Consider the following 12943-nt stretch of genomic DNA (forward strand, 5'->3'; position numbering starts at 1 on the left):
ACCATGGCATTCCTCCAAGGCACACGGCGACCGAAGGGCATCCGGGGCGACCGGAGCCGCGGCATCGCCCTCCATGTCTCCCTGATCCTGGGCGTGTTGCTCTCGGCCTTCCCGTTCTACTGGGCCGTGATCATGTCGACGCACACCTCGTCGGAGATCTTCTCCTACCCGCCGAAGCTGCTGCCGGGCACGCACTTCCTGGAGAACGTGCGCAGCCTCTTCGACAACATCGACTTCTTCGGCTCGATGTTCAACTCGGTGCTAGTGGCGGGGTCGGTGACCTTCCTGGTCCTGCTCTTCGACTCGCTGGCCGCGTTCGTCTTCGCCAAGTTCCACTTCCCCGGCAAGAACGTGCTGTTCGCCCTGCTGATGGTCATCTTCATGGTGCCGGCGCAGCTCGCGGCCATCCCGCAGTTCGTCATCATGGCGAAGCTCGGCTGGATCGGCTCGATGACCGCGCTGATCGTGCCGGCGGCGGCCAACGCGTTCGGCATCTTCTGGATGCGCCAGTACATGAAGAGCGCGATCCACGACGAACTCCTCGACGCCTCCCGCATCGACGGCGCGAGCTTCCTGCGCCAGTACTGGCACGTGGCCCTCCCCGTGGTCCGGCCGGGCCTCGCCTTCCTCGGCATCTTCACCTTCATGGGCCAGTGGAACGACTACGCCTGGCCCCTGATCGCCCTCACCAACCCGAACAACGTCACCCTCCAGGTCGCCCTGTCCCAGCTCAACGGCACCCACGGCACCACCGACTACGGAATGGTCATGACCGGCGCGCTCCTCGCCCTCGTCCCCCTGCTGATCGTGTTCGCGGTCGGCGCCAAGCAGATCATCGGCGACCTCGGCAAGGGAGCCATCCGCTGATGACCGACCCGCTCTTCGCGCTCCGCCCCTGGGAGTCACCCGAGGTGACCTCCTGGGGGCGGTTGCCCATGTCGGCCGTCGACCGCCGACCGGATGCGGTCTCCCTCGACGGGGACTGGCGCTTCCAGCTGCTGCCGTCGCCCGACGCCCCGCCGGCCGACGTATGGTCCATGGCATACGTGCCCGGCGTATGGACCATGCAGGATACGGACGACCTTCCGCAGTACACGAACGTCCGTATGCCGTATGCAGAATTCCCTCCACTGTCGCCCGCCGACAATCCGACGGGTGTCTACGAGCGTGAGGTGGACGTCCCCGCCGAGTGGGCCGGTCGGCGCATCGTGCTCCAGGTCGGGGCCGCCGAGAGTGTGCTGCTCGTGCACGTGGACGGGCGGCCCGTCGGCATCTCCAAGGACTCCCATCTCGCCGCCGACTTCGATCTGTCGGGCGTCGTACGTCCCGGTGAGCCGGCCGCCGTACGGCTGACGGTGGTCAAGTGGTCGGACGCCTCGCACATCGAGGACCAGGACCAGTGGTGGCACGGGGGCATCTCGCGGGCGGTGCTGCTGTACGCGACCGACCCGCTGCATCTCGCGGACGTTACCGTGCGGGCGCGCTACGACGGCGATCTGCTGGTCGACTGCCAGGTGCGGAACGCGGGCGGTGCGCTGCCCGCCGGGTGGTACATCAGTGGCGATCTCGACGGTCAACTCCTCACCCAGGACGGGGAGTTCGACCGTTTCAACGCCGAGGACGACCGCGTCTCCGACTTCCTCGGCGAGGCCCGTATCCGGGCGTCCGTCCCCGAGGTGCGCACCTGGAACGCCGAGACGCCCGAGCTGTACGGCCTGACGGTCCGGCTGCACCGGGCCGACGGAACGGTCGCCGACATGTCGTACCGGCGCATCGGTTTCCGTGACGTGGAGATCGTCGGGCGGGACCTGCTCGTCAACGGTGAGCGGATGTTCATCCGGGGTGTCAACCGGCACGACTTCCATCCGCTGACCGGCCGGACGGTGTCGTACGACGACATGCGCGCGGATCTGGTGCTGCTCAAGCGGTTCGGATTCAACGCGGTCCGCACCTCGCACTACCCGAACGACCCGGCGCTGTACGACCTGGCCGACGAGCTCGGTCTGTATGTCGTCGACGAGGCGGACATCGAGTCGCACGACCACGCGCACGAGATCGCGGACGACCCGCGCTATCTGAACGCGTTCGTGGACCGGGTGTCGCGGATGGTGCTGCGGGACAAGAACCACCCGTCGATCATCGTCTGGTCGCTGGGCAACGAGTCCGACTACGGCGCCAACCACGACGCGGCGGCAGGCTGGGTCAGACGGCACGACCCCACGAGACCGATCCAGTACGAGGGTGCGGCCAAGCGCGGTTGGGCCGATCCGGGCCTGGCCTCCGACATCGCGTGTCCGATGTACGCGCCGTTGGAGGACTGTGTCGCGCACGCGCTGTCCGGTGAGCAGACCAAGCCGTTGATCCAGTGCGAGTACTCGCACGCGATGGGCAACAGCAACGGGACCCTCGCGGACCACTGGGCTGCCATCGAGTCAACCCCGGGTCTTCAGGGCGGCTTCATCTGGGAGTTCTGGGACCACGGAATCCTGCAGCGTGTGAGCGACGGAAGACCCACCGGCCGCGCGGGCGCCGGACTGTATGACAACGGTGTCACCGCGCCCGGTCAACGCTGGGCGTACGGCGGTGACTTCGGCGAGGCGATCCACGACGGCGCGTTCATCGCGGACGGCGTGGTGTTTCCCGACCGCACGCCCAAGCCGGTGATGTTCGAGCACCGGGAGATCGCGGCGCCGGTGCGTATCGAGTGCTTCCGGCACGAGGGCATCGTCCTCGGCAACCACCAGCACTTCCGGGGCCTCGAATGGCTGTCCGGGACTTGGGAGTTGGCGCTCGCGGACGGCCGCACGCTGATCGCTCCGGCCGAACTGCCCGCCCTGCGCCCGGGTGAGACGGCGGCCGTACCGCTGCCGTTCGCGCTGCCGGAGGACGGCGGCGAGGCCTGGCTGACGCTGCGGGTGACCACCGCCGAGGACCAGGTGTGGGCGCCGCGCGGCACGGAGGTGTGCGCGCCCCAGGTACGGCTGCGGGCGGCAACTCCCGTGACACCGCCGGTGGTTGGCGGCGGCCGTGTCGAGGTCGACGGGGAGGGCCTGCTGCTCCACCCGCTGCTGGCCCTCGCCCCGACCCTGTCCCTGTGGCGGGCGCCCACCGACAACGACGAGTTGGGCGGTATGGCGGCGCGCTGGCGAACCTGGGGGCTCGACTCGCTGGTCCGCAAGGTCGTTTCGGTACGGCGGGACGGCGAGCGGGTGACCACGGTCGCCGAGTACGCCGGGGCCGTCGGTGTCGTCCGGCACTGCCAGGTGTTCACTCCGGTCGGGGGCGGGGTGCGGGTCGAGGAGTCGGCCGAGCTGCCCGAGGAGTTCGACGACGTGGCCCGGGTGGGCACCGTGTTCGAGACGGTGCCGGGTCTTGATCTGCTGGAGTGGTTCGGCCGGGGTCCATGGGAGTCGTACCCCGACCGCAGCACGGGCGCGCCCGTGGGCCACCACTCGGTCCCCGTCGACGAGTTGTTCACCCCGTATCTGCGCCCGCAGGAGAGCGGTGGCCGGCACGGGGTACGGCGGTTCACGCTGTCGGCACCGGACGCCACCGGTCTCACGGTCGAACTCGACGAGCCCCGCCAGGTCTCGGTGACCCGCCATCGCGCCGAGGATCTGACCGCCGTACGGCATCACGACGAGCTGGTGCCGCGTGCGTCCTGTGTAGTGCATCTCGACGCGGCGCACCGGGGGTTGGGCACGGCTTCGTGCGGGCCCGACACCACACCGCAGTATCTCGTCGCACCGGGTGTCCATCGCTGGAGCTGGACCCTGCGCGTTCTCTGAACTCCCCAGTTCTCAGCAGCTTTCACGAGCACTCACCCTGTACGGAGCACCACATGTGTACTTCGCATGAGCACGAGTATGAGCACGATCAGTGCGAGACGGCCCAGGCCGGCGCCGGGCGACGCAGTTTCCTCCGGGCGACTGCGCTGCTCGGCGCCGCCGCCACGGCCGGTGTCGCGCTGCCGGGCGTCGCCGAGGCAGACCCGATCTCGGCGTCGGCGACGGCGAGTTGGCGGCCCGACACCGACAGCCGACGCTTCACGCTCGCCGTGATGCCGGACACCCAGTACCTCTTCGACGGGCCGAGCATCGACAAGGCGCCGATCGAGGCATCACTGCGCTATCTCCTGGAGCACGGCAAGGACGACAACATCGTCTTCCTGTCCCATCTGGGCGACCTGACGCAGAACGGAGCCGTGCCCGAATTCACCGCCATCGGGGAGGCGTTCAAGCTGCTGGACCGGCGGGGCGTCGGCTACAGCGTGCTGGCCGGCAACCACGACATCAAGTCGTCGACCGACGACCAGCGCGGCTCGTCGCCCTACCTGGACGCGTTCGGCCCGCAGCGGTTCAAGAACAAGTCCACGTTCGGCGGCGCCTCTTCGGACGGCTACAACACGTACCACGTGTTCAAGGCGGCCGGGCGGGAGTGGCTCGTGCTGGCGCTGGACTGGCGGCTGTCGGCGAAGGGCTACGCGTGGGCGAAGGACGTCATCGCGCGGCACCCGAAGACGCCGGTCATTCTCACCACGCACGAACTGGTCGTGGACGACGACACGTTGTCGGACTACGGGCAGCAGCTGTGGGACCAGCTGATCGCGGACCACGACCAGATCTTCCTGACCCTGAACGGCCACTACTGGCCGGCTCGCCGGGCAACGCGCAAGAACGCGGCGGGGAATGACGTCCACCTGCACCTGACGAACTATCAGAACCGTTACTTCGGCGGCGCGGCGATGATCCGCCTCTACCACTTCGACCTGGACCGCGACGTCATCGACGTGGAGACGGTGTCGCCGTGGATCCTGGGCCGGGCGGCGAAGGGCCTCAACGAGCTGGAGCGGCAGGAGATCGAACTCAGCGGCGACGCCGACCGGTTCTCCGTCGGCATCGACTTCGCGGACCGCTTCGCGGGCTTCGACCCGGTGCCGGTCCGCGCGGCGCGCCCCGCGTCGAGGATGCTGATCCCGGGCACGGCGGCCTACTGGCGTTTCGAGTCCCCGGTCTCCGGCACCGTCCGTGACCTGTCCGGCCGCGGCAACGACCTCGCCGTGGTCTCCGTGAACGGCGGCACCCTCGGCTGGTCGGCGGACCACCACCCCGACCAACCCGGCCACGGCAGCCTGGAGTTCACGGGCTACAAGTCCCCGCTGAAGGGCGCCTACCTGCGGACCGTCGACGGCGCGCCGCTCAACTCGGCGACGTTCAGGGACGGTTACACCATCGAGGCGTTCTACTGGCTGCCCGCCGACTGGAACGCCTCGCACAATGCCTGGGCCGGTCTGGTCAGCCGTACCGGCCGCAACGGCTCCGTCGGCACGGTGACGGACGACCCCGACGAGCCCCTCGCCACCCTCTCCCTGTCCGACGGGCCGGGCCCGCAGTGGGCCGTACACCCCCTGAACCAGCAGCAGTTGGCCACCAACTGGGGTGACGAGACCGACCCCGAGATCTGGTGGCACCTCGCCGTCGTCAACGACGGACGGCACACCACGATGTACGTCCAGGGCTGCCCGGTGGCCCGCAACCCGCACGCCCCCGCGATCGGCATCGCGTCCTCCGGCCGGCCCTGGCTGCTCGGCGGATACGAGTACGCGGACAAGATCGACCAGATCCTGCACGGCCGCCTCGGCGACGTCCGGATCGTCTCCCGGGCGCTGCCCGTGACCTCCTTCATGACCCACTGACAGCCCTCCAGAGGACTCACAAAGATCATGGCCGAGCAGCAACTGCCCACCTGGGCCGACCCGTCCGTCTCCCCCACCGCCCTCGACGCCCAAGGCGTCTCCCGACGTCAACTCCTGCGCCGCGCGGGCCTGTTCGGCGCCGCGTTCACCCTCGGCGCAGGCCCGCTCGCCACGCCCGCGGTGGCGGCCGGGCGGGGCTACGGCGGCAACGACCCGCGCCTCGCCTACCTTGTCGGCGACCACCATGTGCACTCCGTGTACAGCCACGACGCGAAGTACACGTTCTCCCAGCAGGCGACGGCCGCCGCGAAGTACGGCCTCGACTGGATGGTGTTCAACGAGCACTCCAACTTCGGACACGCCAACTACGGCGCGAAGTTGGAGCACGCCGAGATCCTCAAGGCACGCGCCGAGAACCCGCGCCAGCTGATCTTCCAGGGCCTGGAGTGGTACATCCCGGCCGCCGAGCACTGCACGGTGTTCGCCGCACCCGGCCGCCACGAGGTGGATCTGCTCACGCAGTTCGAACTCGCCTACGACGGCAAGCTGTTGGGCTACACGGAAGGCTCGGCCGGAGCGACGGACACCGCGCGCAACGAGGCTCACGCCGTGAAGGCCATCAAGTGGCTGGCGGAGCAGCGCCGTTCGGGCTACGTCGACGACGTCCTGGTCCTCGCCAACCACCCGCTGCGCCTCGGCATCGACTCCCCGCACGAGATACGGGCCTGGCGGGACGCGGCCCCCGAGATCATGATCGGCATGGAGGGTGCGCCCGGCGCCCAGGGCGCGGCCCTGCCCGGCTGGCGTGGTGCGACGTCGATCCGCGGCGAGTACGAGAACAAGCCGTCGGCGCAGTCCTGGTCGGGTTATCCGGCGGACGCGTATCTGACGTACGGCGGTTTCGACTGGGCGACGGCGACCGTCGGCGGGCTGTGGGACTCGATGCTGGCCGAGGGCCGGCTGTTCTCGATCACCACGAACTCCGACAACCACCGTACGGTCTACGACACTTGGGCCAACGGTGCCTGGCCCGACGGGCAGAACTTCGACAACACCGGCAAGCTGCCCGACCCGGTGCAGACCGGCGCCCCGCAGCCCGGCAGCGACTTCTGGCCCGGCGAGTTCAGCCGCACGCATGTCGGTGTGACCCGTTACGGCTACGGCGCGGTGATGGCGGGGATGCGCGCGGGCCGGGTCTGGGTCGACCACGGGCATCTGCTGGACGGGCTCGATGTCCGCCTGAAGCGGGACTGCGACCCCGGCCGGGGCGTCACGCTGGGCGGCCGACTGCGGGTCCGCAAGGGCGACAGACTCACGCTGAGCGTCACGGTGACGACCGCCTCGCGCCCCAACGCCCAGGGAATCCTGCCGGAGTTGGCGCACGTGGACGTGATCCGGGGCGCGGTACGCGGTGCGGTGTCCGACCGGGACGCGTGGCGGGCGCCGGACACGAAGGTCGTGCGTACGGCGGACGTGAGCGGCCGCAAGGGGACGTACACCCTGCGCATCCCGGTGACCGCCGGGGACGAGTCCTTCTACCTGCGGCTGCGCGGCAGCGACGGCAAGCGGCACGGGGCGGGCTACCTCGGTGCCGCGACCGACCCGCACGGCCCGATCCCCCACGAGCCCGGAAACGGTGACCCGTGGGCCGACACATGGTTCTATTCCAACCCCATCTTCGTCGACCTGGCAGGTAACTGATGAAGCGTCAACTCACCCTCCTCGCTTGCTTATTGAGTGCTTTCACGCTCGGCGTGAGCACCGCCTCGGCCGCCACCACCTGGGTGGAGACCGGCACGGCGTACACCGGCAGTCTCGGCGGCGGTGAGGGTGTCGCCAGCCAGGCGGACGGCTCGCTGCTGTACCGCGGACTGGCATCCATCCCGGTGGATCTGCGCATCCAGGGCTGGAACCACATCGGTGACCCGGACATCGCGAACGGCTACGTCTTCGACGCCTACCAGGCCGCCGACACGGGCACGTCCAAGATGTTCGCGGTCACCACGCCGTCCGGGACGCGCTACACGTACGTCCACCCGCTCGACTCGGGCGAGAAGATCAACAACTCGTTCGACGCCATCTCGCCCGACACGCAGTGGATGGTGTCGGGCGAGTGGGGCGACCAGTCCAGACTCCAGGTCTTCCCCACTCCCCTGCTCAACCCGTCCACTCCGGCGACGGGCGGAACGCTGCCGCAGGCCGGGCAGATCACCCTGGACAAGACGGTGAACGACATCCAGGGCTGCGACTTCGTGACGGACACCCGCCTGGTGTGCGTCTCGGACGACGCCTCGGGGACCAAGTTCCCCGAGATCCGCCCGCTCCTCCAGGTCGACCTGCCGCACAAGCTGGACGGCCAGCCGATCACCGGCACGGTGACGAGCCTGTTCGCGCTGCCCCAACGCAGCATCTGCACGGGCACGTTCGAGGCCGAGGGCATCGACTACGACGTGAACAGCGGCACGTTGCGTGCCGAGGTCGTGCAGCCGGGCGTGTGCGTGGTGTCGACCAGCGTCTACTCGTACAGGCAGCAGTAGACAAACAGCAGTCGACAGCAGCCGCCGGTCAGGCGTAGAACCGCGAGAGACTCTGCAGGACGGCGGCGGGCTTCGGCCCGCCGTCGATCTCGATCGTTCCGTCGACGGCGATCTGCACCCCGCCCGGCACGTCCTCCACCGAGGCGAGCTTCGCGACGAGCCGGATCCGCGAACCCACCTTGACCGGTGCGGGGAAACGCACCTTGTTCAGGCCGTAGTTGACCTTCGTGGACACGCCCTCGACGTCCAGCAGTTCGGTGAAGAGCGGGATGAAGAGGGAGAGGGTCAGATAGCCGTGCGCAATGGGCGCGCCGAAGGGGCCCGCCGCGGCCTTCTCCGGGTCGACGTGGATCCACTGGTGGTCTCCCGTCGCGTCGGCGAAGGTGTCGATGCGTTCCTGGGTGACCTCGATCCACTCACTGGTGCCGAGGTCGCTGCCCGCGAGCTTCTTGAGTTCGTCGAGGCCGTTGACGGTGATGCCCATATCGCCTTCCCTACTTAAGAGTTGGTGCCGAAGCGCTTGCGCACCCGGGACTTGAGGAGCTTCCCCGAGGCGGTGCGCGGGAGTTCGTCCGCGACCACCACCGACTTGGGGATCTTGTACTTGGCCAGGCGGCCGGCCAGCGAGGCCAGTACCTCGTCGGGGTCCAGCGAGGCACCTTCCCGCGGTACGACGACCGCCCGTGGCACCTCGCCCCACTTGTCGTCCGCGACGCCGATGACCGCGCACTCGACGACGTCGGGGTGGGCCAGGAGCAGGTCCTCGATCTCGGCGGGGTAGATGTTCTCCCCACCGGAGATGATCATGTCCTTCATACGGTCGACGATGTACACGTACCCGTCGTCGTCGGTCCGGGCCGCGTCCCCGCTGCGGAACCAGCCGTCGGCGAAGACCGCGGCCGTCTCCTCGGGCAGCCCCCAGTAGCCGGGCATGACATGCGGTCCGCGCACCACGACCTCGCCGGTCTCGCCGACGTCGGCGGGGGTGAGGTCCGGCCGTACGACCCGTACGTCGCTGAAGAAGTGCGGCACGCCCGCCGAACCCGCCTTGCTCACCGCGTGTTCGGCGTCCAGGAACAGGGTTCCGGGCGAGGCCTCCGTCATGCCGTAGCCCTGGAGGAAGGTCAGGCCCCGCTCTTGGTAAGTGGAGATCAGCGGTGACGGGACCGGGGAGCCGCCGCAGGTGAGGATGCGCAGCGAGGACAGGTCGGCGTCGGCCCAGCGGGGATGCCGGGCGATCTGGTCGAACATCGTCGGCACCCCGAACATGAAGGTGATCCGGTGCTGTTCGACCAGGTCGAAGGTGGCGTCCGGGTCGAAGGCCTCGACCAGGACACAGGTACCGCCCTTGAGCAGCACCGGCAGGGTGAGCATGTTGAGGCCGGCCGTGTGGAACAACGGGGCGGAGACCAGGGCACGTTCGTCGGCGATCAGGTCGGTGTCGACGAGGACGTTGAGGGCGTTCCAGGTCAGGTTGCCGTGGGTGAGCATGGCGCCCTTGGGGCGGCCGGTCGTGCCCGAGGTGTACATGATGATGCAGGTGTCGTCGGCGGTGACGCGTTCGTCGACGGGTTCGGCTGCGGACGCGACCCCGGCGAGCAACTCCTCGTATTCGGTGCCGACTTCGACGTAGGTGCGGACGTCGGTGCTGCCCGGCAGTCCGGCGACGAGACCGGCGTGCGTCGGGCCGTGGACCAGGATCCTGGCTCCGGAGTCGGCGAGTTGGTAGGCGATCTCCGGGGCGGTGAGGCGGGCGTTGAGGGGGACGAAGACCGCGCCGAGCGTGCCCGCCGCGAACAGGGTCTCCAGGTAGGAGGGGTGGTTGGGGCCGAGATAGGCGATGCGGTCGCCGCGGCGGACGCCGCTTGTCCGGAGCGCGTGGGCCAGGCGTGTGGTTCGTGTATGCAATGTGCCGTAGTCGGTCGACGACCCACCGTGTACCAAAGCCGTGCGGTGCGGGGTCTTGCGGGCCCGGCGTGCGGGCCACGACCCCAGTCCCTCGTTGCGCATCCGGTGCCCCTTACGTCAGTCCGAGGAGGCGGGCGGCGTTCTCCTTGAGGATCTTCGGCCTGACCTCGTCCTTGATCGGCAGCTTCTCGAAGTCGGCGAGCCAGCGGTCCGGGGTGAGGACGGGGTAGTCGGAGCCGAAGAGGACCTTGTCCTTGAGCAGGGTGTTGGCGTACTGCACCAGCTGCGGCGGGAAGTACTTCGGCGACCAGCCGGACAGGTCGATGTGCACGCCCGGCTTGTGGGTGGCGACGGCGAGGGCCTCGTCCTGCCAGGGGAAGGACGGGTGCGCCAGGATGATCTTGAGTTGGGGGAAGTCGGCGGCGACGTCGTCCACATGGAGGGGGTTGGAGTACTTGAGGCGGATGCCGCCGCCTCCCGGTACCCCCGCGCCGATGCCCGTCTGGCCGGTGTGGAAGAGGGCGATGGCGCCCGTCTCCTCGATGACCTCGTACAGGGCGTAGGCCACGGCCCGGTCGTTCGGGAAGAAGCCCTGGATGTTGGGGTGGAACTTGAAGCCCTTCACCCCGTACTCCTCGACCAGCCGACGCGCCTGCTTCACGCCCGCCCGGCCCCGGAACGGGTCGATGGACGCGAAGGGGATGAGCACGTCCGCGTTGGCGGCGGCGGCCTCGGCGACCTCCTCGTTCGGGACGGGCTCGGTGCCGGTCGCGGACTCGGCGTCGACCGTGAAGATCACGGCGGCCATGCTCCGCTCGCGGTAGTACGCGGCGGTCTCCTCCAGGGTCGGCTTCCGCTTGCCCTCGACCTTGAAGTAGGCGGAGGAGGCGTCGTGCAGGTCGTCGTCCAGGGAGGAGTGGCCCTTGGAGGACACCTCCGCGTGGGTGTGGACGTCGATCGCGACGAGTCCGTCGATGTCCATGGGGGGTGCCATCACGCCTCCGGCAGCTTCGGTGCGGGAATGCCCACCGACTGGAGTTCGGCGCCCACCGAGGTGGCGAAGGCGACGGCCAGGGTTTCGGGGGTCCAGCCGCCGTCGGCGTAGGCCGTGCTGATCTCCTGCGGGTGGGACCAGAGTGCCACCTTGTCACCGCCGATGCCGATGGCCTGGCCGGTGATGGAGCGCGCGGCCCCGGAGGCGAGGAAGGGGACGAGGGCGGCGCAGTCCTCGGGGGTGCCGAAGCCCTCGCCCTTGCGGAGGAAGTCGGGCAGCGCCTCGCCGTTCTTCATGGCCTCGACGTAGGGGGCGAACGCGGGGATCGTCTCGGTCATCGCGGTCGCGGCGACCGGCACGATCGCGTTGACGGTGATGCCGGCCCGGCCCAGTTCCATCGACCAGGTGCGGGTGAAGGCGGCGATGCCGGCCTTGGCGGCCGAGTAGTTCGTCTGGCCGAAGTTGCCGCGCTGGCCGGCCGGCGAGCCGACCAGGATCAGGCTGCCGCCCTCGCCCTGTTCGCGCATCCGTACGGCGGCGGCGCGGGCGCAGGTGAAGGTGCCCTTGAGGTGGGTGGTGATCACCGCGTCGAAGTCCTCGTCGGTCATCTTCCACAGCACCTTGTCGCGCAGGATGCCCGCGTTGGTGACCAGGACGTCGAGCCGCCCGAACTCCTCGACGGCACGGCCGACCAGCCGCTCGGCGGCCTCCGTCGTGCCGACCGGGACGACCTCGGCGACGGCGGTGCCGCCCGCCTCGGTGATCGACTTCACGGCCTGGTCGGCCACCGCCTCGTCGATGTCGTTGACGACCACGGACGCGCCGTGGGCGGCCAGGGCGTGGGCGTAGGCGAGGCCGAGGCCCCGGCCGCTGCCGGTGACGACGGCGACCTTGCCGGTCAGATCGATGCTGGACACGAGCGGTCCCTTCACAAGACGAGGCTGCGGTACGACACACCGGGACCGTCACTGCGAAGAGCGCGAGGACTGCGACGACTGCGAGCGGCACCGGTGCGGCTTCGAGATCGAAGCTAAGAGCAATAATTGTTGACGTCAATAGTTGTTGCCGATGGACCATGTGCGTCACACTGGCCCCGAACCACCGCACGCCCCGCCCGGGGCCTCGACCCAGGGAGCCCGCCATCGCCCGCCAGCAGCACGCCGCGAATCCCCCGATCGACGCGCACGAGCCGTGGATGCGCGGGCTGCACGCGGACACCGGTTACCTCCTGTACCGGCTGGGCCTGCGCTCCGGCCAGCTCTTCAACACGTTCCTCCAGGAGTCGGGCCTGCGCCTGCGCCACTACGCGCTGCTCCGTTTCCTGGCCACGTCCGAGGGCGCCCTCCAGCGCGAACTGAGCACGCGTCTCGGCTACGACCCGAGCGCGATCGTCGGCCTGGTCGACGACCTGGAGAAGCTGGGATTCGCCGAGCGGCGCCCTTCCCCCGACGACCGGCGAAGCCGCATCGTGGTCCTGACGGAGGACGGCCGCGGCTTCCTTCGCGACACGGACGAGGCCGGCCTGCGGGTGACGAACGAACTGCTCGGCCCGCTGGACGCGACCCAGCGGGAGACCCTGCACACGTTGCTGCAACAGGTCGCCGAGGACGGACTCGCCTGACGCCGGACAAGGAGGCACGGCGATGACCACCACCCGGTCCGGGACGACCGTTCAGTCCGAAACGACCGCCCGGTCCACGCCCGCGACGCGGTCCGCGCGCACCGCGCGTTCCGCTCCCGACCGGCTGCTCGCCGTGCTCGCCGCCTTCGACCACGAGCACGCGGCGCTGTCGCTGTCCGACATCGGCC

The 12943-nt window shown here is 69.3% G+C and carries 10 protein-coding genes and 1 pseudogene; 7 read left to right on the forward strand and 4 right to left on the reverse strand.

What is annotated here, in order from left to right:
- Positions 1–3: 3 nt before the first annotated feature.
- Genes R6V09_RS00895 through R6V09_RS00915 form a run of 5 tightly spaced genes read left to right on the forward strand, consistent with a single transcriptional unit; the run spans position 4 to position 8232 of the window.
- Entirely contained in the window at positions 4–867 is an 864-nt protein-coding gene (locus R6V09_RS00895) for a carbohydrate ABC transporter permease (RefSeq protein WP_317879361.1), read from the forward strand.
- Positions 867–3788 (forward strand): glycoside hydrolase family 2 TIM barrel-domain containing protein, encoded by a 2922-nt coding sequence (locus tag R6V09_RS00900; protein WP_317879362.1) that lies wholly within the window; start codon positions 867–869, stop codon positions 3786–3788. The genes R6V09_RS00895 and R6V09_RS00900 overlap by 1 nt, the downstream gene beginning before the upstream one ends.
- A gap of 53 nt (positions 3789–3841) precedes the next feature.
- Positions 3842–5695: a LamG-like jellyroll fold domain-containing protein gene (locus R6V09_RS00905; RefSeq protein ID WP_317879363.1), complete on the forward strand. Its 1854-nt coding sequence runs from the start codon at positions 3842–3844 to the stop codon at positions 5693–5695.
- A 27-nt stretch (positions 5696–5722) separates the two neighbouring features.
- Positions 5723–7396 (forward strand): histidinol-phosphatase, encoded by a 1674-nt coding sequence (locus R6V09_RS00910; protein ID WP_317879364.1) that lies wholly within the window; start codon positions 5723–5725, stop codon positions 7394–7396.
- Complete coding sequence (locus tag R6V09_RS00915; protein ID WP_317879365.1) at positions 7396–8232, forward strand: hypothetical protein; 837 nt, start codon at positions 7396–7398, stop codon at positions 8230–8232. The genes R6V09_RS00910 and R6V09_RS00915 overlap by 1 nt, the downstream gene beginning before the upstream one ends.
- Before the next feature lie 28 nt (positions 8233–8260).
- Here R6V09_RS00915 and R6V09_RS00920 read toward each other — a convergent pair whose 3' ends face one another.
- From R6V09_RS00920 to R6V09_RS00935, 4 genes are read right to left on the reverse strand one after another with little or no spacing between them, the layout of a single operon-like run.
- The gene (locus R6V09_RS00920; protein WP_200714626.1) at positions 8261–8716 is read right to left on the reverse strand and encodes a MaoC family dehydratase; all 456 of its coding nucleotides are present in this window, start codon (positions 8714–8716) and stop codon (positions 8261–8263) included.
- A 14-nt stretch (positions 8717–8730) separates the two neighbouring features.
- Positions 8731–10242: an acyl-CoA synthetase gene (locus tag R6V09_RS00925; protein WP_317879366.1), complete on the reverse strand. Its 1512-nt coding sequence runs from the start codon at positions 10240–10242 to the stop codon at positions 8731–8733.
- A gap of 10 nt (positions 10243–10252) precedes the next feature.
- Positions 10253–11122 (reverse strand): amidohydrolase family protein, encoded by an 870-nt coding sequence (locus R6V09_RS00930; RefSeq protein WP_317879371.1) that lies wholly within the window; start codon positions 11120–11122, stop codon positions 10253–10255.
- An 11-nt stretch (positions 11123–11133) separates the two neighbouring features.
- Entirely contained in the window at positions 11134–12051 is a 918-nt protein-coding gene (locus R6V09_RS00935; protein ID WP_317879367.1) for an SDR family NAD(P)-dependent oxidoreductase, read from the reverse strand.
- Between the two features lie 278 nt (positions 12052–12329).
- Between R6V09_RS00935 and R6V09_RS00940 the strand changes: the two genes are divergently transcribed.
- A complete protein-coding gene (locus R6V09_RS00940; protein ID WP_262057552.1) occupies positions 12330–12755 on the forward strand; it encodes a MarR family winged helix-turn-helix transcriptional regulator in 426 nt (141 codons plus the stop codon).
- Positions 12756–12777: 22 nt separating this feature from the next.
- A pseudogene (locus R6V09_RS00945) lies at positions 12778–12943 on the forward strand (IclR family transcriptional regulator); the annotation flags it as partial.

The organism is Streptomyces sp. W16 (assembly GCF_033194735.1).
In the GTDB taxonomy this organism is placed as follows: Bacteria; Actinomycetota; Actinomycetes; order Streptomycetales; family Streptomycetaceae; genus Streptomyces.

Bases quoted from the DNA above. Each gene is read 5' to 3' on its own strand.
- R6V09_RS00925 (WP_317879366.1), bottom strand. From the start codon at position 10,242: ATGCGCAACGAGGGACTGGGGTCGTGGCCCGCACGCCGGGCCCGCAAG.
- R6V09_RS00895 (WP_317879361.1), top strand. From the start codon at position 4: ATGGCATTCCTCCAAGGCACACGGCGACCGAAGGGCATCCGGGGCGAC.
- R6V09_RS00905 (WP_317879363.1), top strand. From the start codon at position 3,842: ATGTGTACTTCGCATGAGCACGAGTATGAGCACGATCAGTGCGAGACG.
- R6V09_RS00920 (WP_200714626.1), bottom strand. From the start codon at position 8,716: ATGGGCATCACCGTCAACGGCCTCGACGAACTCAAGAAGCTCGCGGGC.
- R6V09_RS00910 (WP_317879364.1), top strand. From the start codon at position 5,723: ATGGCCGAGCAGCAACTGCCCACCTGGGCCGACCCGTCCGTCTCCCCC.
- R6V09_RS00900 (WP_317879362.1), top strand. From the start codon at position 867: ATGACCGACCCGCTCTTCGCGCTCCGCCCCTGGGAGTCACCCGAGGTG.
- R6V09_RS00940 (WP_262057552.1), top strand. From the start codon at position 12,330: ATGCGCGGGCTGCACGCGGACACCGGTTACCTCCTGTACCGGCTGGGC.
- R6V09_RS00915 (WP_317879365.1), top strand. From the start codon at position 7,396: ATGAAGCGTCAACTCACCCTCCTCGCTTGCTTATTGAGTGCTTTCACG.
- R6V09_RS00930 (WP_317879371.1), bottom strand. From the start codon at position 11,122: ATGGACATCGACGGACTCGTCGCGATCGACGTCCACACCCACGCGGAG.